The organism is Novosphingobium mississippiense (assembly GCF_044029535.1).
Classification (GTDB): Bacteria; Pseudomonadota; Alphaproteobacteria; order Sphingomonadales; family Sphingomonadaceae; genus Novosphingobium.
This window is the reverse complement of sequence record NZ_CP147003.1, coordinates 837771-860937: the sequence shown is the minus strand read 5'-3', so window position 1 is coordinate 860937 and position 23167 is coordinate 837771. Positions and strand designations below refer to the sequence as shown.

The following is a 23167-nucleotide window of genomic DNA, read 5'->3' as shown; positions in this document are numbered from 1 at the left end:
GCGTCAGTCGCTTAGCTCAGCAGCGTCGATCGCGGCGAGCGCTTCCTTCATTGCCCACTTCGCCGTGTTCGCGGCCGGAAACCCGGCGTAGGGAACGGCCAGATAGAGAATTTCTTCCAGTTCGGCGCGGCTGATGCCGTTGGCCAGCGCCATGCGAACATGATGCTTCAGTTCCTCCGTCTGACGCAGCGCCATCAGGATGCCGATCACCACGCAACTGCGCGAACGCGGATCCAGCCCTTCGCGCGACCAGATGGTGCCATAGGCAAAGTCCGCCGCCCAGGTCGCGCATTCCTTGCCGAAATCCCCGCCGACGAGATGTTCGCGCAAGGCATCCCCCTCGCCCGTAGCCAGAGCTTTGCCTAGATAATCGATGCCGCGTTCGCGCTTGTCCATCGCCGTGCTCCTCAGACCGTCTTCAACGCGCCACCTTCATGAGAGGATTGGCGAATGGCATCCATGATCTTCATCGAGGCCAGACCATCGGCGAAAGTCGGGATCGCGACCGAAGACTGCCCAATCTGGCCGGTGATCGCATCACGCAACGCTTCGCAAAGCCGCGTGAACGGGCCGAGTTCAAAGCTGGGCGGGCGACCCGAAGCCGATACCTCGCCCATGGGGAGGCGCAAGTCCTCGGGCACGTCCAGTTCGCGCGTGCCGTCCTTGTCGGCCAGCATGACCTTGCCTGCGTCGATCCAGACCGTGCCCTTGCTGCCGGCGCAGCGCACCAAAGTGGCTGGCGCTCCCCATGCGCCTGCGCTCTGCTGCATCGAACCTTCCAGCCCATTGGCGAGCCGGAATCGCAGCGAGTAACTGTCGTCAGCAACGTCAGTCCGATCGGATACCGTGAGAAGGCGCGCGGAAACGCTGTCGAACTCACCAAGCCAGGCGCGGATCTGGTCGAGCAGGTGGGAGCCGCCCGCCCCTAGCCAGCCACCGCCCGAAGCCTCGTCGAACCACCAGCCGGGCAATCGCGCCTCGTGATCGGCGCAAAACGGAATGAACTGGTCCATCGCCAGCAAACGCGGTTCACCGATCAGGCCGTCTGCAATCGCGCGTCCGAACAGCACCCGCTCTGGCAGCCAGCGGAATTCATGCGCGACCATGTGGACGACGCCTGCCTTCTCCGCTGCTGCCAGCAAGGCCGCGCCCTCGGCCGCATCGAGCGCGAAGGGCTTTTCGCACAGCACATGGCAACCACGCGCGATGGCCTTCATCGCCAGCGGCGCGTGCGTCGAAGGCGTCGAGGCGATGGTGACAAGCTGCGCGCCGGTCTTCTCGATCGCTTCGTCCAGATCGGTGAAGAACGCGGGGATGCCGGCATCCGCCGCCTTGCGCTCCAGCTTGTCCGGCCGGGTGCCAACAAGGCCCACCACCTCGAAACCGGCGGCGCGCAAGGCAGGGACATGGACGCGGCAGCCGAATCCGGTGCCGACGACGAGTGCGGGTATCTTCGTCATGATCGGCTCTCCGTCAGGATGCGTTGCAGCGCACGTGGACCTTGGTTTCCTCGTTCGGGCCACGCAGCGTGGCGAACATGTCTGGCAACTCGTTCAGGCCGATCACATTGGTGACGATCGCCTTGGGATCGACGTGGCCCTTGTCCATCTGGTCGGCAATGTAGACGAATTCCTTCATCGAATAGCCCACTGCGAACTGCATGGAGACGCACTTGTAGGAGGCGATGGCCGGGATCACCGGATCGGGGGCGGTGCAGAATCCCAGTGAGACGATGCGGCCGAACTGGTCGGCATGGGTGATCGCCTTGGAAAGCATGCCTTCGGCGCCGACCGCCTCGAACACCACTTGCGGCGGCCCGCCCAGCGCTTCGACCACTTCGCCGATCTCGCCTTCACCGTAGGCGACAAAGGCATCCGCCCCCATCGCCAGCGCCAAATCCTTGCGCCGCGCCGAGCGTGACATGGCGACGATCCGCCCTGCCCCCAGTCGCCGCGCCCAGTAGATCGCATAGAGCGCGACCGTACCGCCGCCCAGCACCAGCACACGGTCACCCGGTGCGATTGAGGCGAACTTGGTGCCGTAGAGGCTGATCGCCAACGGTTCGATCAGGGCGCCATCGGCCAGCGACAGTGTGGACGGCAGCTTGGTCGCCACGGTGGCAGGCACAGAGGCCAGTTCCGCAAAACCCACCATCGCCTTGGACGGACTCGATTGGCAGAGCACATTGTTGCCATGCGCACGGCACTGGCGGCAGTTCCCGCAGGCGACCGAGGGCAGGACGGCGATCTTCTCTCCGATCCGGAACCCTTCGACATTGCTGCCCAGTTCGACGATCTCGCCCGCATATTCGTGGCCGAACTGCACGTTCGCGCCATAGTCCCACATGCCGCCCTTGGTCATCGACAGGTCGGTGCCGCAGATGCCGCAGCGGTCCACCCGGATCAGCAGGTCGTCCGGGCCCGGGCGAGGATTGGGCAGGCTTTCGATGACGATCGGGCGGCCGCCGCCCGGATAGAGCGCTGCCCTCACTTGCCTTTCTCCACCAGATCGAAGCGTTCGATGTAATCTCCGAAAGGCTCCCGCGCCTGTTCGGGCGTCATGCCGTAATCGGCAATAGAGTAGCGATGGACGCCGTGCTGAAGCTCTGGCTTCTCCTCGATCCGCTGCGCGAACTGGGCGCGCGTCGTGTCCGGAATGTCCATGCCGATGAAGGCATAAATACGGTCCAGCACGTCCATCGGATTGCGATGGAAATCGAGATGGACGACGTCCAGCACCTTGCCCGGATGCTGTTCGCGCACGGCATCGGCTTTGCGCACGGCGTTCGCCCATTTGGCCACTTCGCGTTCCAGCATATTGGCGGCGCGCTGGTCGGCACGGCCTTCCTCCATCGTCGGGTGGAGCGTCATCAGCAGCGACACCAGCGAAGGCACTGCCTTGGCCGGATCACGGTGTGTCTGGATCACCTTCGCATCGGGGAACACCGCGAAGAGCAGATCGAGATTCTCGATATGCCCGGGGTTCTTCAGCAGCCACCGCTTGTCGCGATCGTTCGATCCGATCAGCTGGACGCAGCGGTAATAGTAGTCATAGGCGGCCTGCTCGCTCTGGCACTGCCACCATGCGTCGTAAGTCGGTGCGGACCAGCCGCAGCTCCACAAGTTGGAGACAAACGACTGGCGCAGCAGCATGCAGCATTCGTGCACTTCCTCGGCGGCGATGTGGTGCGCCGCCCGCTTTTGCGGGGCGGCGGCATAGCGTGCCTCCAACACCGCGACGGTCTTGCGGTATTCGGGATAGCTTTCCCACTCGCTCAAGCGCGGACGCGGCATCGGCGCATCGAGCAGCCACGTCTGCAAGCCCTGGAAACGCGGGTCTACCGCCATCAACCGATGGAGCGCCGTGGTGCCCGTGCGCGGAACGCCGGTAATGACCACGGGGCCCGTGATCGCTTCCGCATCGAAGCCCAGATTGTCCTTCATCGCCTTGAAGGCCCCGGCCCGGCTGCGGAGCACGCCGATCACTTGCCCCCATGCCGCGCGCCGGCCCTGCTCGGTGAAATGCGGGTCATAGTCCATCGACTGGAGCATGACCTTCAGCCCGTGCAGGTAATCGCCGGGGCCGAAATCGTCGTGCCCCAGTTCGCGCGCGACAATCTCGTGCGCCTGGTCCGACGCGGTCCGGAACCGCTCGGGCGGATCGTACCCGAAATCCATCGACTATCCTCTCTCGTACCTCGTTCTTGTCATCAGCGCCCGATTACCAACGTCGGCGGCGCTGGCAGGCGCGCACCCGCTGGCGCAGTTCGTCATCGCGTTCCTCGGGCGTCACCGTGGGGGTATCGGTGGGGAGGTGATCGCGCAGTTCGGCCAGCTTCACGCGCTTGATCGTCGGCGTCGGCTCGCTGTCGCAATCGTACCAGCGGCCATAGATACCACCCTCGGTATATCCTGCCGGGTCCAGCCAGTTGGGCACGCCGGGATCTTCCAGCGCGATCACCGCACGGTACTTGCCGTCCGAACTCAGCTTCGCGAAATGGCCGTTCGAACTGGAGATGCGATAGACGTATTCCAGCGCGTTGAAGTACGGATCGTTGAGCTGGATGTTCCAGTACGGTGCCTTGGCCGGGATCTCGGTCTCGATGATCAGGGCTTCGTCGGGTTCGAGCTGGAAGCAGGCGGGCCAGTAGACCTGCTTCACCAGTGCGCCGGGCATGCGGATCGGTTCGAAGACGTTGAAGCCCACCCGATCCTTCACACCGTTCTGCATCGGGTAGTAGAGCTTGGTCTTGCGCCCGGGGAACTTCGCCATCTCCTGAATGCGGCGCAGGATTTCCTCCGGCGAAAGGCGCGGCTTGGGCGGCACCGGATCGAGGCATTCGATCGAAAGCTGCGGGTCCACCTCGTTCAACCAGTCGTAGCTGCGATAGCGGAGGTAGAGGTAGCCCGCCTCCGGATCGATCTTCGCCCACTTGCCGGTGTAGCCCGCCGGCCGTTCGGCGCTGAAGATGACGGAGAAATCCTTGCCCAGTTCAAGGCCAAGGTCGGTGTCGTCCACCTCGTTATGCCCATTCGGCCGGGGCATCTCGTCCACCGATCCGGACTGCACCTTCTGCGTGGTGAAGGACAAGATCCGGCAGGTGCCGCGATTGCCGGAAATCCGATAGGTCAAATCACCCCGGATGGGTGACTGGACGTAGATGTCGTCGGGATTTGGTTGGAGCGTGTAGACCGGGTTCCACAGCGGCGCCCAATCGGGATGTTCCGGCGTGGCATGGAAATAGGCGAAGTAGGCATAGGACAGGCTGGTCATCGTCTGGCGATAGACGTCGGCACGATAGGCCGGATCGTCCGGGTGCCAGGTGTCCTTCAGGTTGGCGACCGCGGTTTCAAGGTCGGCCAGATAGGCGAGGATGTTCGGCTCGATTTCCATCGTGTGGGGCCTCTCCAACCCTATTGATAGCATGAACTATCTACGTGTGTTCAACATGGCCGGACAAGCCAATTCGAACCGTTGCCGCGACCACCGCCCCGGCGATTTTGCGCAGTCAGGCCTGCTGCCTCTGGCTGCCCATCATGAACGACGCGTCGATCGCACCGGTCATCACCCCGGTCGCGAAGCCTTGGTCGGTATAGAGGAACGCCCCGGTCACCGCGCCGTTGAGCGGACTGTTCAGCAGAACCAGCGGCCACGCCTGATCCTCCGCCGTGGCAATGCGGCCGAGCGAGGGATAGGGCCATGCGTCGAGGAATTCCTGGCTGATGACGTCGGCGGACTGATCCATGAAAGCCGTCTTCGTCGGGCATGGGCCGATGGCGTTGAAGCGGATGCGCCGCTCATTCCCCAGCGCGACCGCCGCCTTCGCCACCCAGACGACCAGCATTTCCTTGGAGGTCGTGTAACCGTCGCGCAGGCGCCTTTCCGGATCTGCCTCCACCCAGGCGAGCGCTTCGTCTGGATCGCTGATGGACAGCATTTCAAGGCTTTGGGCGATGTTCTTCTGCCATCCCATAGCTGCGTCGGATGAGATCAGGGCGATGCCAGCCCCATCTGCCAGCGAGGGGAGCAGGCTTTCCACCAGCAGCCGGGTGCCTATGTAGTTCACCCTCATGCAATAGAGCGCGCCCTTGATATGTGGTGGCAGGCCCGCGCAGGGGAAAAGGAAGTGGATCGGGGCGATCGCCTTCAACGTCGCTGCCGTGGCGCGCACCTGGTCGAAATCCGACAGGTCGCAACGGTAATAGCCTGCGTGATCCACTTTCGGTTGCTGGATGTCGACGATGTGCACTTGGGCGCCAAGCTCGCCCAATATCCGTGCCACGGCCTCACCCATGCCGGACGCTCCACCCGTGACCACTACGTTCTTGTCGCGATAACCCAGGCCATCCAGATCGCCAGCCATGTCCTTCTCCTGCTCATGCGTCCGCGTCGGTGTCGCGGGGCCCTTTGATTCGGGAATCGTAAGGCCAAGGCAGGCACTTGCACAAGATAGATAGCATGTACTATCATGATCGTCCTGGGTGAGGAGATCATGATGCCGCTTTCGCTTGACCGTTCCGTGGATCGCTTCGAACCGGGGTCAGGCCTGCTGCTCAGCGAGCATTTCCAGATGGCCTATGCCACCAATGACATCGAAGCGGCGCGGGCGCTGTTTTCCGAAAGGCTGGGCATTCGCGAGTTCTGCCGGCTGGAAGGACCACTTGCGCAGGGCGGCTATATCAAGGCGGATTTCGCCTGGGTGGGCACGGTGATGTACGAAGTGATCGAGGCCGCCGGTCCCGGCTCCGCAATCTACAGCGATCGGCTGCCACAGTGCGATGGCTTTCATCTGCGGCACCATCATCTGGGCTTCCTGATCCATGACGAAGAACAATGGCAGGGCGTGTTCCGGCAAGCGGAGCGCAACGGCTGGGCCGTCCCCTATCGCAGCCGTAACCCACTGCTGCAGGCTTGTTTCGTCGACGTGCCGGAACTGGGCCACTATCTCGAATACCTGTTTGCCGAACAGGCGGGGCTGGACTTCTTCGCATCGGTGCCGCGCAGTTGAACGGGGCATCCCTTCTGCTAAGCCTGCGCGCGGCAACACGATGGAGCGGTGGTGAGCGAAGAGGGCAAAACGACGCGCAGGAAGCGGCGGACTTCGGAGGAAGTGGCCGGTCGCCTGCTGGAAGCGGCGGAAGCGGAATTCAAGCGCTGCGGCTATTCCGGCGCGACCACGGCCGCCATCGCGCGCCGGGCGGAGAGCACCGAAGCGCAATTGTTCCGGATGTTCTCGTCCAAGGCGGCGCTGTTTCAGGAGGCGGTGTTCCGCCCACTGGATACGCATCTTGAACAGTTCAACGAAAGCCACGCCATCGACGATCCGGCAACGGGCAACCGCCGGGAAAATGCGCGCCTTTATATCGCGGAGTTGCAGCGGTTTCTTCAGGAGCATTCTCAGCTCCTGCTCACGGTGTTGACGGCGAGCGTCCACGGATCGGACAGCGATGCCAGCGCACGCGCCATCAGCAGCCTGAGCGAATACTTTGAGCGTGGCGCGGCCGTCCAGACGAAGCGGCTTGGCGCCACACCCCGCATCGATCCCAAGCTGATGGTGCGGGTCTCCTTCGCCGCGGTGTTGGCCAACGTCATGTTCAAGGATGTGCTGTTTCCGCCGGGGCTGGCTTCGGACGAGGCGATCGACGAGGCGGTGCTGGAATTCGTGCTGGACGGGATCAACGCCAACAAGGATTGATGTTCGCCGCGGAAAGGAGGCGGGGCGTTACTGCCCCGCCCCCTCACCTTACCCCTACAGCGCGTCGCCGCCGAAGCGGACCCGCAGACGAACCCCATACATGCGCGGCTGCCCCAGGATCAGCGAATCATAACCCGTTGAATTCCACGCGTTGCCCACGAAGACCGGGTATTTCTCGTTCGTCAGGTTGCTGACGAAGCCGGAAAGATCGACCGGACTGCCGGCGATCGAGTTCCAGTTTGCATTCAGGTTCCACAGATTGGTCGATGGCAGCCAACCGATCGGGCTATCGTTCGCCGCAAGCTGCTTGGCGGTGTAGGTATAGGTGGCCGAGAGCGAGACTTTGCCGATACTGTCATCCAGCGGCAGCGTATAGGTACCTGTCAGCGTCACGCGGTGCTTCGGCGAAAGCGGCAGGACGCCGCCTACCGCCGCGCCGGTCGATGGCGGCAGATAGCCGGGGATCGATGGCGGCGAATAGGACTTCAGCTTGGTGTCGAGCCAGGTGTAGCCTCCCGTGAGGTTGAAGCCCATCCAGTTGAGCGCGCCTTCCGCCTCGATGCCCTGAATGCGCGACTTTCCGGCGTTGACGATCACCTGCGACGGCGATGCGCCGGCCACGGTCCCATCGGGAATGAGATTGGCCGAAAGCTGCTGGTCGCTGAAATCGTTGTAGAATCCGGCAAGGTTCAGATAACCAGACACAGTGCCATGAAAGCTGGCCTTCGCACCGATCTCGTACGTGTCGACCTTTTCCGGCCCCCAGCCCACGGGCACCGTGTTCGATACGTTGACGTTACCTTGGCGGTACCCACGCGCGTATTTGGCATAGACCATGGCGTCGGGCGTGATCTTGTAGTCCAGGCTGACCAGCCAGGTCGGTTTTTCGGACTTCTGGGACAGAGAGGTCACGCAGTCCTCTCCCGTCGGAGCGGGTCGCGTGGGATAGGCAGCGCAGAAGAACGATGGCGTATCGTTGGTGACGCGGACCGTGCGGGTGCCGCCCTCCCCTCGAACTTTGTCCATCGTGTAGCGGAAGCCGCCCGTCAGCGAGAGCGCCTCGACGATCTTGTATGTCGCCTGCGCGTAAAGCCCGATGTTGCGATACCAGTAGCGGGTCAGCGAGTTCTGCAGGATCGACGGAATTGCCTTGGCGCCAAGGCTGTTCAGGTTGGTGCAGACGTAGTTCGCGATGTCCGAGCAGGATGACGTGGTGAACACCGGGATCGGCAGCCCGGTCTGGGCTGGCGAAAGCACCGTGGTGATCTGCGAAACCGTTCCCTGCCAATTGCTGAGCGGACCGGACCGTTCGTAGTAGACGCCGCCCTGATAGGTCAGCTTGTTGTCGGGCGTGCGGCCCTGAAGCTGGAATTCCTCGGTAAAGGTCCACTGGTCGATGTTGTTCAGGCTCTTGGCCGGGGTGACGCCCACCCAGGTGACCGGCAGGCCTTGGTAGGTCAGATTGTCCGCCCCGACATTGAACGCCTGCGCCTGCGTGAATTCCTGATAGCTGGCGATGTTCTTCAGCGTGATCGTGTCGCTGGCCTGCCAGGTGGTGGTGTTGATGAACGACAGGCTGTCGATCTCCAGGAACGGATTGGGGTGGCCGCTTTCGACGTCCCAATAGCCATAATCCTGATCCTTCGCGCGGGCCAAAGTGCCGGAGCAGACCATGGGCGCCAGATAGGATGCGGTCGATCCCGCCGTCGGCAGCGGGAACCGGTCCGCCACGCCGTCTCGGCATCCGGGCGTGTTGGCGACGACGATCTTTCCGGTCGTGCCGTTGGTGCGCGAGCGGGTGTAACTGGCGATCGTGTAGTTCTCGAGGTCCGGCGTGATTTCGGCCAGCACGGATCCGCGGAACGCCCAGTAATCGACGTCGCCGAAATCGTTCGGGCCGATGCCGGACCGGTTGTGCAGATAGCCGTCGCGCACCTGCCGGTCCAGGCCGAGGCGGACCTTGAAGGTTTCCGCCAGCGGCACGTTGACCACCGCCTGGAACCGCCGCATGTCGAAATTGCCGATCGATCCTTCGGCATAGCCGCCAAAGTCATCCTTGGGCCGCTGGGGAACCAGCAGCACCGCGCCGCCGGTGGTGTTGCGGCCGAACAGCGTGCCTTGCGGGCCCTTCAGCACCTGCACGTTCTGAAGGTCGAAGAACATGCCGACGCCCGCGCCATTGCCGCCCGGCGTCCCGCCCTGCGCACGCGGACCGACGACATCGGCGAAGTAGACGCCCACCGACGGCGAGGTATAGCTTTCCTGCGTGAAGCCACGGATCGCAAACGTCGCGGTTTCACCGCCATAGCGGGCGTTGGAAGATAGCGACGGCGTATAGGTCGCCAGATCCGCGCCGGACACCACATTGCGATTGCTGAGTTGGTCCTGGTTGTAGACCGTGATGGAGATGGGAACATCCTGCAGACGCTCCTCGACACGACGCGCCGTAACGACGATTTCGTCGACATTGTCCTGCGCCAGCGCAGGCGTGGAAAAGCCAAGAACAGTTCCCGCCAAAAGCATGGCGCGATAAACGGCTTTCGTCATTGTCCCTCTCCCGTTCAATATCGTTTTTTGTTGGTTTTCTGCTTTTTCTTCCGGTCTTGAAGGTTCTGGCTCGACCTTAAATCAGGCGCACTTTTGCAGCATGGTTCGGCAAGCCGGATCCGCCGCCATGTGCGCTTGGGCACGGCGAGCAGGCGCGGTTTGCGCACAAAGGTTCGCTGGAAAGGCCACGGCTTGATCCAGTCTGATGTCGCAACCGGAACAGTAGTGTTCACGATTTAAAGAGTCGATCGATAGTCCCTGCACACGATCGCGGGCACGCGAATATAACGCCCGGGCGAACTTGGCCAAAAATGACGGCAACGGAATCGCGAAAATGCGCGCAAAACTAGCACACCAACATCCGATCAATCGGCAATGCTGGAGGGCTGGCGCTTATAGTTATTGCGCAGCATGTCGATCGACGGTGAATTGTCCAAATGTATGGATAAACTTTGACATATTCGGGCAATCAACCGTCAATATTCAGCCGGCCGACTTGAACACCGGCACCCCAGCTTTGGCGGCCGGGCGACCGACAGGCCCGGTGCTTTCGCGCTCGATCAGGGAATAGCTCAATTCGACGCAGTCGCTCGCCTCGGTCCGCTCTCGCGCGGAGCCTCCTACCAGCAGATCGACGGCGACTGCCGCCATCTCGGCATTAGGCTGGTTGACGGTGGAGAGCGCCGGCCATGCCATGCGCGAAATTTCATCGTCGTCGAAACCGGTGATGGACAGTTCACCGGGAACGGCAACACCATGCCGCATGGCCACGACCAGCGCGGCGAAAGCCATCTTGTCGTTACTGGCGAAAATCGCGGTCGGCCGCTTTGCGTCGGCGAAAATGGCCTCCGCCGCAGCAAGGCCGGACTTGAAGCTGAAGTCGCCCTGCAGCGCGCGCCGGGTGGGGATGTCGATACCGGCCACCGCGCAGGCATCGGCGAAGCCCTGCCAGCGCAAGGCCGAAGCGCTGTGCCCCGGGTGGCCGCGGATGAAGGCTATGTCGCGATGACCCAACTCGATCAACCGCTCTGCCATTTCCCGCGCAGCCGCCCGGTCGTCGATCCGCACCTGCATCGCGCGGCCCGGTTCGGTGGCGGGTGCCAGACGGACGACTGGAATGCCGTGACTGTCGAACAGGTCCAGCAATTCGCTCCAGTCGCAGACCGGAGCGGCCAGGATGGCGCCGGAAAGCGACAGTTCGCGCAGCGTCGCATCAATCTGCGCCAGCCAGTCCGGGCGATCGCGTTCCACCGCCTCTACCACAAGGTGATGGCTGCATGTTCGGCATTGCTCCAACGCGCCGCGCTGGAGATCGGCGGCATAGCCGGAGACCGGATCGTCCACGAAGAGCCCGACAAGGAAAGATCGCGAACTGGAAAGACCGCGCGCGAAGGCATTCGGCTTGTACGCCATTTCGTCAACGACGCGCATCACCCGCTCGCGAATCTCGTCACGCACGTGCTGCTCACCGTTGATCACGCGCGATACCGTCTTGGGCGAAACACCCGCCCGCGCCGCGACGTCCTTGATCGTAACTGCCTTCAAGCCATTCTCCATGCCAGCGCAGCAGGATAACCCGCTCGAACCACGGCGAACGCCGCGATGACGAGGTAGCAGATGCCGGGAACCGCAAGCGACGGCAAGAGGCCGATGCCATCCGCCAACGCCGCCGTGGCCATTGGCACCACGGCGCCGCCCACTACCGCCATGCACAGGGCCATGGATGCGTAGGGCACCGCCGCCTGCTCGTCCGGCAGGGCGAGGGCGAAAAGCGTGGGGTACATGATCGAATTGCAGACGCCGACCGCGATCAGAGCCACTGCGCCGATCATGCCGTTGCCGAACGTCGCCATCAGCACCAGCGCTGCCGCCGCACAGGCCGTCGCCGTCAGAACGCGGGTCGCCGGCCATCGGCCCAGCGCCATGGACCCAGCAAAGCGCCCCACCATCGCCCCGCCCCAGTAGAGGCTGACCAGACGCCCGGCGGCAACCGGATCGGCGCCGATGATTTCGGGAAGGACGAGGTAGTTCGTCAGCAAGGTTCCAATGGTCACCTCCGCGCCGACGTAACCAAACATGGCGATGCAGCCGGCCGTCAGGCGCGGGGTGGACAGCACGCGCAGCAGGCCGGACAGCGGCACCCGCTGCGGCGGCGTGGTATCGCGAAGCAGGTCGCGGTTGCGCAGATAGCTCCAGGCCATCGCCAGCAGCACCACAAAGCTGGCGATGAATGGAATCGCCACCATCATCCAGGCACTGGCATCGTCCCCCGCGCTGCGATCGCTGAGCAGGAACGAAGCGCCCAGCAGCGGGGCCAACACCGTGCCGCAGGAATTGAACCCCTGCAGCAGCGTCATCCGGGGAATCGCCTTGTCGGTATCTTCGACCAGCGTGATCACGACATTGCCGGCGATCTGCAGGAACGTGATTCCCCCCGCCAGCGCCAGAAGCGCGATCAGTACCATTGGATAGTTGTGCAGCGCCGCCGCTCCCACGAACCCCAGGCTGCCCGCCGCCATCACCGCGCAGCCAGCGGCGATCACCCGCATGTACCCGATTCGCACCAGCCACGCCGTGACCGGCAGGGCAAACAGCAGATAACTAGAATGAAACGCCGCCTGCACCAGTGCAGCACGCGTATAGTCCAGTCCCATCAGGATTTTCAGCCGCGGAACCAGCAGACTTACCAGCGAAACCACGAATCCGCCCATGAAATACGTGCCGATCGACAGATTGAACATGCGCGCAGCGCGCGTCCGCTCCGTCATGACTGGCGCTTGCACAATATCGTCCGCAGCGCCCGATCTTGAGACCATGGTGGCACCCCCCTGATTTTATTTTGTGCGCCGATCATAGGCAATTTCCGCCAAGATCGCGCGCCTTGTCTTCGCTCTATCGACAAGAAACAGCAACAAAGTCGAAATAGAGCTGCCCGAGTCCGATTGACAACGATGTCAGACTTTGCGATCAGACCCTCAAGCCGACCAAAAGGCGGCAGGGAGGATCATGAAGGCTCAACCGAAAATTCGGCAACGGCGCGCCCGTCTGCATGTCATGCGTCAGTCCACGGCATTGGCCGCGCTGGCCCTTGCGCTTCCGGCGGCCGTCATTTCGGCGCCCGTGACGGCGCAGACCGCAACGCCTTCCGCCGAAAAGCCGGCAACGGGCGTATGGCAGGACAAGTCCCGCTCCGCCCAGGAACGCGCCGATGCGCTGGTCAAGGCGATGACGCTCGAACGAGAAACTGGCCATGGTCCACGGCCTGTTCCCGCCGCAGACCAAGAATCCGCCGGCCGACATGATTCCCTCCGCCGGGTATGTTGCCGCCATCCCGCGCCTGGGCATTCCCGCCATGCGTGAAAGCGATGCCTCGCTGGGCGTTGCCAACCAGGTGGAGCAGCGCAAGGGCGACGTGGCGACAGCCCTGCCCTCCGCCCTCGCCACGGCGGCCGGGTTCGATACCGATATCGCCTATGCCGGCGGCGCGATGATCGGTGCGGAGGCCCGCGCCAAGACGTTCAACGTCCTGCTCGCCGGTGGCGTCAACCTGACGCGCGATGCGTGGAATGGCCGTAATTTCGAATACTTCGGTGAAGACCCACTGCTGTCCGGCCTGATGGCGGCGGCCGCCGTCCGTGGCGTGCAGTCGAACAACATCGTTTCCACGGTGAAGCACTTCGTGCTGAACAGCCAGGAAACCGGCCGCACTGTCCTGGATGCGCGCATCGATACGGTGGCCCTGCGCGAAAGCGATCTGCTGGCCTTCGAAATCGCGATCGCCGAGGGCAAGCCCGGCTCGGTGATGTGCGCCTACAACAGGATCAATGGCGATTACGCCTGCGAAAACCGCTTCCTGCTGACCGATGTGCTGCGCAAGGAATGGAACTACCCCGGTTTCGTGATGTCGGACTGGGGTGCGGTTCACTCCACGGAAAAGGCCGCCAACGCCGGCCTTGACCAGGAGTCCGGGCAGGAACTGGACTCCAGCATCTTTTTCGGCACTCCGCTGGCCAAAGCCGTCGCCGAAGGTCGCGTATCAACGCAGCGGCTGGACGAAATGGTCCACCGCATCCTCACCGGCCTGATCGCCACGGGCGCGTACGACCATCCGCTGCCGACCAGCGCGCAGCCGATCGATTACGAAGCCCATGCCAAGGTGGCGCAGCGTGCGGCCGAGGCCGGCATCGTCCTGCTGAAGAACAACGGCAACATCCTGCCGCTGGCGCGCGAAGCGAAGACCATCGCGGTCATCGGCGGCCACGCCGACGTGGGTGTGCTGTCGGGCGGTGGCTCGTCGCAAGTGCGGTCTGTCGGCGGCGTGCCGATCGAAATTCCGCTGACCAGCGGCGCTGCGGCCTCCTTCGCCCGCGTAACCTATCACGCATCGTCGCCTCTCGACGCGATCCGCGCGATGGCGCCGGGGGCAACGATCCGCTTCGTGGACGGCAGCGATCCTGCCGCCGCAGCGGCAGCGGCCAAGCAGGCGGACATCGCCATCGTGTTCGCCACCCAGTGGCAGACCGAAGCGCAGGATGCGCCGTCGCTCTCGCTTCCCGATGGGCAGGATGCGCTGATCGGCGCGGTTGCGGGGGCCAATCAGCGCACCGTGGTCGTGCTCGAAACCGGCGGTGCCGTGCTGATGCCTTGGCTGGACAAGGTTCCCGCCGTGGTCGAGGCTTGGTATCCGGGCCAGCGCGGCGGGCAAGCCATCGCCCGCGTGCTGTTCGGCGAAGTGGACGCATCGGGCCGTTTGCCGCTCAGCTTCCCGCAATCGCCCAGCCAGCTTCCGCGTCCGGAACCCGTGCAGATGCCCGCTGGCATATCGGACAACGGAGCCGCCGCCAACGCGGCGATGGGCGATGCCGCGAAGCTGCCGCCCTATCCCGTGAACTATCAGGAAGGCGCCGAGGTCGGCTATCGCTGGTATGCTGCCAGCAAGCAGAAGCCACTGTTCCCGTTCGGCTTCGGTCTCAGCTATGGGCACGCCGCGTTTTCCAACGCCAGCTTCTCCGGCGGAACCACGCCGGGATCGAGCGTGACCGTGCACAACGACAGCAAGCGCGTGACGACGGTCGTTCCCCAGCTTTACGCCACGCTCCCCGGCGTCGCCACGCCGCGACTGGTGGGTTGGGCCCGCCGCGTGCTTCAACCGGGCGAGACCGCGACGCTAACGATCAAGGCCGATCCACGGTTGCTGGCGCGCTGGACCGCGCAGGGATGGCAGATTTCAACAGGAAATTACCAGCTTTCGCTGGCAACCGATGCCGAGCACGTAGTCGCTGAAAAGATTGTTAATTTGGATGGTGCTCGAATGAGCATTACTGCCGCGGATACTGGCGGCAATAAAGGCGCAAAAAACAAGACACATTGACAGCGATGTCGGCAATGTTAGCAATGCAGATCAAGACGGTGTCAATGCCGCGATGACTGCAAAATACTCGCAGTAACAGGGAGAGGGTATCATGAAGGGTTCACGCCTTGCGTCGTCGTTCGCGCGATCGACGTCAGCAATAGCCATGCTGGCGGGTCTGGTCGCACCAGGCGTCGCCATCGCGCAGGACGCGGCCGCCGCGCCTGGTGGCGCCGCGGTCGACGCGAACGAAATCGTCGTCACCGGCGTTCGTGCGTCGCTGGAACGTTCCGCTGAAATCAAGCGCAATTCGAACGGTGTCGTCGACGCCATTTCGGCCGAAGACATCGGCAAGTTCCCCAACACCAACCTCGCGGAATCGCTGCAGCGCATTCCCGGCGTCTCGATCGACCGTGTGAACGGCGAAGGTTCGACCGTGACCGTGCGCGGCTTCGGTGCGCAGTACAACCTTGTCACTCTGAACGGCCGCCAGTTGGCCACCTCCGACATCACCGCCGTCGGCGGCGACCAGGGTGGTGACGGCGCTTCGGGCACCGGCCGTTCGTTCGACTTCTCGAACCTGGCTTCGGAAGGCATCCAGACCCTTCTCGTCTACAAGACGTCGCGCGCAGCCGTTCCTTCGGGCGGCATCGGCGCCACGATCGACATCCGCAGCCGTCGCCCGCTGGACAACAGCGAAAGCGGTTTCCAGGGTTCGGTCGGCGCCAAGGCCAGCTATGACACCAGCGCCGACGATTGCGTCAGCTGCGGCAATCACGTGACGCCAGAATTTTCGGGCATCGCCAGCTGGACCGACGCAGACCAGCGTTTCGGCGTCGCCCTGTTCGGCAGCTACCAGAAGCGCAACTTCAGCGTTCCCAGCCAGGCGAATGACGACTGGAATATCCGTACTCTTTCGGACTTCCTCAATCCCGCCAACGGCTTCGTGAACGCGAACACCAAGTACACCAACCTGCCAACCGATCAGAACGTGCTGGTGGCCGTCCCCAACGACAGCCGCTACCACTTCTCGGAAGACAGCCGCGAACGCATCAACGGCCAGGCCGTTCTGCAGTACAAGCCCACCGACACGCTGACCCTGACCGTAGACGGTCTGTACGCGCAGCTGCGGGAATCGGAACGTCGTTCGACGCAGTCGAACTGGTTCAACCGTCCGTTCGACGAAGTTGGCTTCGACGACGCTTCGGACGGCATCGCCACCACGCAATTCCTGCATGAGACCATCAACGGCGTGAAGGACAGCGCGTTCGAACAGGCCTATCGCGCCCAGAAGAACCGCCTCTACGACGTCGGCGCCAACGTGGCGTGGCAGGCTACCGACAAGCTGTCGTTCACGCTGGACGGTCACTTCGGCAAGGCTGAAAGCTTTGGCGACAATCCGAATGGTCAGACCTCGACCACGGTGGCGTTCAATATGCCGGTCGTGTCGTCGCAGTCGCTGACCTGGACCAAGGGCGGTTTCCCGCAGCAGGCCATCACGTTCAACGATTGCCAGGCCAGCACCACCCCCAAGGGCGTGGCGTTCACCAAGGGCAATTGCGACGGCAAGCTGGACGAGGGTGATCTGGCCGGCGCGGTTCAGCGTCAGTTCGACTCCACGCAGACCCAGCGCGTCAAGGAACTGCGCCTTGACGGCAAGTACGATCTGGGTGGCGACAGCCACTTCGATTTCGGCGGCAACTATCGCAGCACCAACACGCGCCAGACGCAGTACAACACGCGTCAGGTTCTGGGTGACTGGGGCAACTCGCTTCCGCCGGAAATCGCCGCTGTGGCACCGGGCCAGGTCTTCCAGTTCTGCACGACCTGCCAGTTCCACCACAACAACCCGAATTCCGACGCGAATTCGATGGTCGCCTGGCGTACCGAGGATGCGACGAAGCTCTACAACACGCTGTACAACTACTACAGCGGCATCACCACCGACGGCGTGAACCACGCCAACAACATCGATGCGAACAACGACAACCGCGTCAAGGAAGACATCTGGGCGGTTTACGGCCAGTTCACCTGGAACGGCCAGATCGGCAACATGGATGCCCAGCTGGTTGCGGGTGCCCGCTTCGAAAGCACGAAGGTCAAGGCGGTTTCGCTGCAGCCGATCCCGCTCGCAATCGTATGGCAGGCGGACAACGACTTCAGCATCCAGTACACGGCTGATCGACAGGAAGTGCGCAACAAGGGTAGCTACAACAATCTGCTGCCGGCGTTCGACTTCTCGATCGACTTCACGCCCACACTGAAGGGCCGCTTCTCCTACGGCAAGTCGATCGCACGTGCGCCTTACGGCAATCTGTTCGCATCGACCACCGTCGGCCAGCCGCCGCGTCCGACCGCAATCGGCGGCATCGCCACCGGCAATGCCAACAACACCGACCTCGATCCGCTGAACTCGGACAACTTCGACGTGTCGCTGGAATGGTATCCGCACAAGGACGTCTACCTGTCGGTCGGCTTCTTCGACAAGCGGGTGCACAACTTCATCGGCAACACCCTGGTCAATCGTTCGCTGTTCGGACTGGCAGACCCCACATCGGGTCAACCGGGCACGCGTTCGGGTACGGCAAAGACGCAGCTGCAGTCCACTTTCGGTGCTGATATCACTGACGTGAACCTGTTCACCTACACCGCTCTGCTCCAGCAGAACAATGGTGACGTGGCCGCAGCCAATGCCCAGTTCGCCCAGCACTACAACACGCAGACCCGCGCGCTGGATCAGGGCTTCGTGGACAGCACGTTGGCCGCCGTCGACATCGTCGCCGACGCTAACGACCCGCTGTTCGACTTCTCGGTCAACACGCCGATCAACAACAAGGATGCCGAGATCTACGGCGTGGAACTGGCTGGCCAGTACTTCCTTGGAAACACCGGCCTCGGCATCGCAGCCAGCTATACGTTGGTGCGCGGCGACGTCGGCATCGACGTGGCAGCCCCTCCCAGTGTCGACCAGTTCGCGCTTGTTGGCCTGTCCGACACCGCCAACGTGACGCTGATCTACGAAAAGTATGGCATTTCGGCTCGCCTCGCCTGGAACTGGCGTGACAAGTACCTGAGCCAGCTGAACCGTGACAGCTATCACAACCCGGTCTTCACTGCGCCCTACAGCCAGGTTGACTTCAGCATCAGCTACGACATCACGCCGAAGATCGCTGTCAGCTTCGAAGGCATCAACCTCTTCGAGGAAGGTGTGCGCACCTACGGTCGTGACAAGATGAACACCTGGTACGAAACCGAGGGCTCTGCCCGCTATCTGCTGGGTGCCAGCTACAAGTTCTGAGAATAAGTGCCGCCCACGCGAAGAAGGTCACCTTGATCAGGCCTTCTTCGTGTGGGATGGCATTCCCTATACGATGCTGGCGATAGAACATGTCCGATCCCGTACTTCTCAATAACGTTGACCATCACGATCTGCGGATACGCGCAGACTACGGGGCGGAACTGGGCGATGCCGTCAATCAAATGACGGTATTTGCCCCTGAATTTGAGGCATTGTCCCGCGAATACCCTATCGTATTCCGTCGCGATGCTGCTGGAGCCTTTCGGGCGGTCGCACTGCTCGGTTTCGCGCACGATGAAAATCTCTATCTGAATGGGCACGAATGGGATGCGCGCGCCATCCCCGCCCTAGTGGCACGCGGGCCGTTTTCGATCGGTGTTCCAAAAGCCGGTGAGGCTGGCGAACCGATGATCCACATTGCGCTGGATCACCCCCGCATCTCTGTCGATCAAGGCCATCGCGTCTTCCTCGATCATGGGGGCAATGCGCCCTATCTCGATCATGTCGCGGCGATGCTCCGCATGATCTATGCCGGAACCCAGATCGGCCCGGCCATGATCACCGCGTTCGACGATGCCGGCCTGCTGGAAGCGACGACGCTTCAGCTGGAATCGCCCGATGGCCGCCGCTTCGTCATTCCCGATTGCTGGACGATCTCGCAATCGCGCTTCGCCGCTCTGGATGGCGCGCAGCTTGCCCAGCTTCATCAGGGGGACTTCCTTCGCTGCGCGGTCTGGCTGATGTCCTCGCTCGGCAATCTTTCCTCGCTTCTCGATCGCAAGCTGGCCCGCGATGGCGGAAGCTGACCGGCCGACGGGTACCGCCGCCATGCGGCACACCCGCGTTGTCGAAGGCGCCGCGCTCGAAGACCTGAAGCTGACTGCGCTGGTCGAGGCTGGCGAGCCCGTCATCCTCCGCCAGGCCGCTGCCGACTGGCCGCTGGTCCGTGCGGGCAAAATCTCGGCGGAAGCCGCCGTGCAAGTGCTCCGTCAGCATGATGCCGGGCTGCCGGTCGTTGCGTATCTCGGCGAGCCGGGCATCGCTGGACGTTTTCATTACAATCCCGATCTTACCGGGTTGAACTTCACCACCGAGCGGGGCGCGCTGTCCGCATTCCTGGATCGTCTGCTGGCATTGCGCGGCATGGCCGATGCCCCGGCGATCTACCTGGGATCGACCGATCTCGACACCTTCCTTCCCGGGTTGCGCGCGTCGCACCAACTCAACCCGACAGACGGTACCTTCGCGCATCACCCGCCGCTGGCGAGCGCCTGGATCGGCAATCGCACCATTGCCGAAACGCATTGGGACATGTCCAACAACATGGCCATCTGCGCCGTCGGGCGGCGGCGTTTCACGCTGTTTCCGCCCGATCAGGTGAGCAATCTCTACCCCGGCCCCATCGAACCCACACCTGCCGGGCAGATCGTCAGCATGGTCGATGCCGCAAAGCCCGATTTTGATCGCTATCCAGGCTTTGCGGAGGCCCTGGAAGCCGGGCAGGTCGCGGAGCTGGAGCCGGGAGACGTACTCATCTATCCCGCCTTGTGGTGGCATCGGGTCGAGGCGCTCGAAGATTTCAACGTGCTGATCAATTACTGGTGGAATGCCACACCGGCGTTTCTGGCTGATCCGATGACCACGCTGCTTCACGCGTTGCTCAGCTTGCGCGATCGTCCCGCCCACGAAAAGGCCGCCTGGCGCAGCATGTTCGATCACTACATCTTCGGGGCGGCCGAACACGCCGCCGCGCATTTGCCTGCAGCGGCGAGAGGCCCCCTCGCCCCACTGGATTCCTCACTTGCACGCAGGTTGCGTGCATTGGTCGGCAACAGGATCAACCGATGAATGGCAACGTGCGCAAACGGGTAGTAGTGGCCGGCGGCGGCACTGCCGGATGGCTGGCGGCCACCGCGCTGGTCCGCCAGTTGAACGGACTGGTCGATGTGACGCTGGTGGAATCCGATGACATCGGCACCGTCGGCGTAGGGGAATCGACGATCCCCACGATCCGCACGTTTCACGAATTCATCGGCGTGGACGAAGCCGAATTCGTGCGTGCCACGAATGCCACGTTCAAGCTGGGCATCTCGTTCGAAAACTGGGATCGGGTGGGTGATCACTATTTCCACCCCTTCGGGTCGGTGGGCCGATCCACATTTGTGGCGGATTTCCAGCATTTCTGGCTGGAAGCGCGCAGGCGCGGTTTTGGCGGCGACTATGGCGACTATTCGCTGGAACAGCAGGCAGCGATGGCGGGCCGGTTCACCGCGGCCGGCGATCATTCGCTGGGTTATGCCTATCACCTGGATGCGACCGCCTATGCCCGGTTTCTGCGGGGGGCGGCGGAAGAATCCGGTGCGCGCAGGGTAGAAGGGCGCATCGTCAGTGTGGAACAACACGGGGAGAGCGGTGATATTACGGCCCTCGTGCTGGAATCGGGCGCCCGCGTCGAGGGCGATCTGTTCATCGACTGCACCGGTTTCCGCGCCCTGCTGATCGAAAAGACGCTGAAGACCGGCTTTGACGACTGGAGCCAGTGGCTGCCTGCCAACAGTGCCTTCGCAGTTCAGAGTGAATCATCCGGCGATCCCGTGCCTTACACGCGCGCCATCGCGCATGGCGAAGGCTGGCGCTGGCGCATTCCTCTTCAGCACCGCGTCGGCAACGGCATCGTCTATGCCAGCGATTTCCTATCGGATGATGCCGCAAGGGATCGCCTGATTCAGGCGCTGGATGGACCGCCGCTGTTCGAACCCCGGCTGCTGCGCTTCGAAACCGGGATGCGCAAGCAGGTATGGAACCGCAATTGCATATCGTTGGGCCTAGCCAGCGGTTTCGTCGAACCGCTGGAATCGACCAGCATTCATCTGGTCATGATCGCGGTGACCTGGTTGATCCAGAGCTTCCCGTTCGGGCCGGACAACACCGCTGTCGCAGCATGGTTCAACGCCCGTTCGCGCCACGAATGGGAACATGTGCGCGACTTCATCGTCCTCCATTACGCAGCGACGCATCGTAACGACACCGAGTTCTGGCGCTCGCGCGGCACAGCCTCCATCCCGGACAGTCTTGCCGAGCGGATCGCGCTGTTCCGCGAGGCGGCGATTGCCTATCAGGGCCGGGATGACTTGTTCCGCATCGATTCCTGGGTCGCCGTACTGACCGGACAGGGCGTGTGGCCGCAGCGCCATCACATGATGCCCTCTATGCTTCCGGCCGCGCAACTGCAGCTCGCGCTGAGCGACCTTCAGCGCAACATCGACGCTGCCGTTTCGCGAATGCCTTCCCATGCGGAGCGTCTGGCCGAAATCGCGCGAGGCGCACGAACACCCCAGACGGCGTGACCTGACGGCCTGGGGTCATCATTCTCCGCCGATGTCACGCAGGAATGCGCCGATGGCATCGAGCGAGAGCACCATTGCTGTTGGACAAAGGTCGAGCGCCGCCAGCGGCATGGCGCTGGCATAGGCGGCAGACGGGTCTTCCACGATCGCAATTCCGCCGGCATCGGCAATCGCCCGCAGGCCCCGTGCCCCATCGGGGCTGGCTCCGGTCAGGATCACGCCGATCACCTGTTCGTCAAAGGCGTCAGCCGCGCTTTCGAGCAGTACGTCGATGGAGGGACGCGAATGGAGCACCGGCTCGTCGCTGGAGAGCGCGAGTGTGCCCTCCGCTTCCACCAGCATGTGATAGCCGGGTGGCGCGAAAAAGATGGTTCCCGGCGTGGCGGGCTCCTTGTCTTCCGCCTCTCGCACCGAAAGCCGGCACTTCTTCTGGAACAGGGGAGCAAGGACATTGCCGCCATCCGCCGGCATATGGATCACCACCAGCACAGGCATCGGATAGCCTTCCGGCAGCAATGGAAGTATGTGCGAAAGCGCCTGAATACCGCCCGCCGATGCACCGATCACGACAGCGCGAAGGCCACCGGCAGGCGCGTCCGCCATCGTCATCCCTCACGCTTCCGATAGATCTTTTCCTGTCGCACGAAATCGCCGAAGGCGTCGGCATAGGCGGAAAAGCGGATGTTCTCCTTTGCGCCTAGCCCCAGGAATCCACCACGGATCAGCGAATCCCGGAACAGGCCGATGGCCCGATCCTGCAGTTCACGGTCGAAGTAGATCAGCACGTTGCGGCAGGAAATCAGGTGCATTTCCGAGAATACCGCATCGGTGACCAGGCTGTGATCGGAAAACACGACACGGTCGCGCAAGCTTTTGTCGAACACCGCGTTGCCGTAGGCGGTGCTGTAATAGTCCGAAAGCGAGGACTTGCCGCCGGAGGCTCGGTGATTTTCCGTGAAAGTCCTGATCCGGTCGAGCGAATAGATCCCGCGCGAGGCGAGGTCGAGCGCGTCCTGGCTGATGTCGGTGGCGTAGAACAGCGTGCGGTCCTCCAGCCCCTCCTCGCGAAACAGGATCACGAAGGAATAGAGTTCCTCTCCCGCGCTGCAACCTGCGATCCATACCTTGAGCGAAGGATAAGTCCGCAAATGCGGCACGACCTTTTCGCGGATCGCGCGGAAGAACGAAGGGTCGCGGAACATCTCGCTGACCTGCACGGTGAGGTAGCCAAGCAGGCGCGGCAGCATCGCCGGATCGTGCAGCAGCCGTTCCTGCATCGTGGAGAAATTGGCGAACCCCAGCTGCTCGCGTGCCTGCCGCAGGCGTCGTCGCACCGACGCCTGCGAATACTTGCGAAAATCATAATGATACCGTTGGTACAGCGCCTCCAGCAGCAGGCGGATCTCGATATCCTCGACCGGATCGGACAT

General features: G+C 62.8%; 17 protein-coding genes and 1 pseudogene. 7 read left to right on the top strand and 11 right to left on the bottom strand.

Annotated features, from left to right (window positions below; all coding sequences use genetic code 11):
* Positions 1 to 3: 3 nt before the first annotated feature.
* The 6 genes from WBP06_RS22435 to WBP06_RS22410 form a co-directional block, all read right to left on the bottom strand.
* Positions 4 to 396: a carboxymuconolactone decarboxylase family protein gene (locus tag WBP06_RS22435; RefSeq protein ID WP_395337336.1), complete on the bottom strand. Its 393-nt coding sequence runs from the start codon at positions 394 to 396 to the stop codon at positions 4 to 6.
* 11 nt (positions 397 to 407) lie between these two features.
* Positions 408 to 1460 carry a Gfo/Idh/MocA family protein gene (locus WBP06_RS22430; protein ID WP_395337335.1) on the bottom strand — a complete coding sequence of 351 codons (1053 nt, stop codon included), beginning with the start codon at positions 1458 to 1460 and terminating at the stop codon, positions 408 to 410.
* A 13-nt stretch (positions 1461 to 1473) separates the two neighbouring features.
* On the bottom strand, positions 1474 to 2490 hold the full coding sequence (locus WBP06_RS22425) for an alcohol dehydrogenase catalytic domain-containing protein (RefSeq protein WP_395337334.1): 1017 nt from the start codon (positions 2488 to 2490) through the stop codon (positions 1474 to 1476).
* Positions 2487 to 3677: a sulfotransferase family protein gene (locus tag WBP06_RS22420; protein WP_395337333.1), complete on the bottom strand. Its 1191-nt coding sequence runs from the start codon at positions 3675 to 3677 to the stop codon at positions 2487 to 2489. Before WBP06_RS22420 ends, WBP06_RS22425 begins: the two co-directional genes overlap by 4 nt.
* A 43-nt stretch (positions 3678 to 3720) precedes the next feature.
* A complete protein-coding gene (locus WBP06_RS22415; protein WP_395337332.1) occupies positions 3721 to 4893 on the bottom strand; it encodes a hypothetical protein in 1173 nt (390 codons plus the stop codon).
* A gap of 115 nt (positions 4894 to 5008) precedes the next feature.
* The gene (locus WBP06_RS22410; RefSeq protein ID WP_395337331.1) at positions 5009 to 5863 is read right to left on the bottom strand and encodes an SDR family oxidoreductase; all 855 of its coding nucleotides are present in this window, start codon (positions 5861 to 5863) and stop codon (positions 5009 to 5011) included.
* Positions 5864 to 5968: 105 nt separating this feature from the next.
* On the opposite strand from WBP06_RS22410, the gene WBP06_RS22405 reads away from it, so the two are divergent.
* Positions 5969 to 6508 (top strand): hypothetical protein, encoded by a 540-nt coding sequence (locus WBP06_RS22405; RefSeq protein ID WP_395337330.1) that lies wholly within the window; start codon positions 5969 to 5971, stop codon positions 6506 to 6508.
* Between the two features lie 51 nt (positions 6509 to 6559).
* A complete protein-coding gene (locus WBP06_RS22400; RefSeq protein WP_395337329.1) occupies positions 6560 to 7195 on the top strand; it encodes a TetR/AcrR family transcriptional regulator in 636 nt (211 codons plus the stop codon).
* A 54-nt stretch (positions 7196 to 7249) separates the two neighbouring features.
* Here WBP06_RS22400 and WBP06_RS22395 read toward each other — a convergent pair whose 3' ends face one another.
* The 3 genes from WBP06_RS22395 to WBP06_RS22385 all read right to left on the bottom strand — a co-directional run bounded on the left by WBP06_RS22395 (position 7250) and on the right by WBP06_RS22385 (position 12510).
* Positions 7250 to 9742, bottom strand: a complete 2493-nt coding sequence (locus WBP06_RS22395) for a TonB-dependent receptor (protein WP_395337328.1) — start codon at positions 9740 to 9742, stop codon at positions 7250 to 7252.
* Positions 9743 to 10225: 483 nt separating this feature from the next.
* Complete coding sequence (locus WBP06_RS22390; RefSeq protein ID WP_395337327.1) at positions 10226 to 11287, bottom strand: LacI family DNA-binding transcriptional regulator; 1062 nt, start codon at positions 11285 to 11287, stop codon at positions 10226 to 10228.
* Entirely contained in the window at positions 11284 to 12510 is a 1227-nt protein-coding gene (locus tag WBP06_RS22385) for an MFS transporter (protein ID WP_395337326.1), read from the bottom strand. Before WBP06_RS22385 ends, WBP06_RS22390 begins: the two co-directional genes overlap by 4 nt.
* A gap of 286 nt (positions 12511 to 12796) precedes the next feature.
* Between WBP06_RS22385 and WBP06_RS22380 the strand changes: the two are divergent.
* The 5 genes and pseudogenes from WBP06_RS22380 (at position 12797) to WBP06_RS22360 (ending at position 21737) form a co-directional block, all read left to right on the top strand.
* Positions 12797 to 15113: pseudogene (locus WBP06_RS22380) on the top strand (beta-glucosidase).
* A 91-nt stretch (positions 15114 to 15204) separates the two neighbouring features.
* Complete coding sequence (locus WBP06_RS22375) at positions 15205 to 18390, top strand: TonB-dependent receptor (RefSeq protein ID WP_395337325.1); 3186 nt, start codon at positions 15205 to 15207, stop codon at positions 18388 to 18390.
* 89 nt (positions 18391 to 18479) lie between these two features.
* A complete protein-coding gene (locus WBP06_RS22370; protein WP_395337324.1) occupies positions 18480 to 19196 on the top strand; it encodes a SapC family protein in 717 nt (238 codons plus the stop codon).
* Positions 19183 to 20238 carry a cupin-like domain-containing protein gene (locus WBP06_RS22365; RefSeq protein ID WP_395337323.1) on the top strand — a complete coding sequence of 352 codons (1056 nt, stop codon included), beginning with the start codon at positions 19183 to 19185 and terminating at the stop codon, positions 20236 to 20238. Before WBP06_RS22370 ends, WBP06_RS22365 begins: the two co-directional genes overlap by 14 nt.
* On the top strand, positions 20235 to 21737 hold the full coding sequence (locus WBP06_RS22360) for a tryptophan halogenase family protein (RefSeq protein ID WP_395337322.1): 1503 nt from the start codon (positions 20235 to 20237) through the stop codon (positions 21735 to 21737). The genes WBP06_RS22365 and WBP06_RS22360 overlap by 4 nt, the downstream gene beginning before the upstream one ends.
* A gap of 18 nt (positions 21738 to 21755) precedes the next feature.
* On the opposite strand, the gene WBP06_RS22355 is transcribed toward WBP06_RS22360, so the two are convergent.
* Entirely contained in the window at positions 21756 to 22346 is a 591-nt protein-coding gene (locus tag WBP06_RS22355; protein ID WP_395337321.1) for a chemotaxis protein CheB, read from the bottom strand.
* Positions 22343 to 23167 carry a CheR family methyltransferase gene (locus tag WBP06_RS22350; protein WP_395337319.1) on the bottom strand — a complete coding sequence of 275 codons (825 nt, stop codon included), beginning with the start codon at positions 23165 to 23167 and terminating at the stop codon, positions 22343 to 22345. The genes WBP06_RS22355 and WBP06_RS22350 overlap by 4 nt, the downstream gene beginning before the upstream one ends.

Bases quoted from the DNA above. Each gene is read 5' to 3' on its own strand.
- WBP06_RS22395 (WP_395337328.1), bottom strand. From the start codon at position 9,742: ATGACGAAAGCCGTTTATCGCGCCATGCTTTTGGCGGGAACTGTTCTT.
- WBP06_RS22410 (WP_395337331.1), bottom strand. From the start codon at position 5,863: ATGGCTGGCGATCTGGATGGCCTGGGTTATCGCGACAAGAACGTAGTG.
- WBP06_RS22430 (WP_395337335.1), bottom strand. From the start codon at position 1,460: ATGACGAAGATACCCGCACTCGTCGTCGGCACCGGATTCGGCTGCCGC.
- WBP06_RS22405 (WP_395337330.1), top strand. From the start codon at position 5,969: ATGATCGTCCTGGGTGAGGAGATCATGATGCCGCTTTCGCTTGACCGT.
- WBP06_RS22415 (WP_395337332.1), bottom strand. From the start codon at position 4,893: ATGGAAATCGAGCCGAACATCCTCGCCTATCTGGCCGACCTTGAAACC.
- WBP06_RS22435 (WP_395337336.1), bottom strand. From the start codon at position 396: ATGGACAAGCGCGAACGCGGCATCGATTATCTAGGCAAAGCTCTGGCT.
- WBP06_RS22370 (WP_395337324.1), top strand. From the start codon at position 18,480: ATGTCCGATCCCGTACTTCTCAATAACGTTGACCATCACGATCTGCGG.
- WBP06_RS22420 (WP_395337333.1), bottom strand. From the start codon at position 3,677: ATGGATTTCGGGTACGATCCGCCCGAGCGGTTCCGGACCGCGTCGGAC.
- WBP06_RS22360 (WP_395337322.1), top strand. From the start codon at position 20,235: ATGAATGGCAACGTGCGCAAACGGGTAGTAGTGGCCGGCGGCGGCACT.
- WBP06_RS22365 (WP_395337323.1), top strand. From the start codon at position 19,183: ATGGCGGAAGCTGACCGGCCGACGGGTACCGCCGCCATGCGGCACACC.
- WBP06_RS22375 (WP_395337325.1), top strand. From the start codon at position 15,205: ATGAAGGGTTCACGCCTTGCGTCGTCGTTCGCGCGATCGACGTCAGCA.
- WBP06_RS22385 (WP_395337326.1), bottom strand. From the start codon at position 12,510: ATGACGGAGCGGACGCGCGCTGCGCGCATGTTCAATCTGTCGATCGGC.
- WBP06_RS22350 (WP_395337319.1), bottom strand. From the start codon at position 23,167: ATGTCCGATCCGGTCGAGGATATCGAGATCCGCCTGCTGCTGGAGGCG.
- WBP06_RS22355 (WP_395337321.1), bottom strand. From the start codon at position 22,346: ATGACGATGGCGGACGCGCCTGCCGGTGGCCTTCGCGCTGTCGTGATC.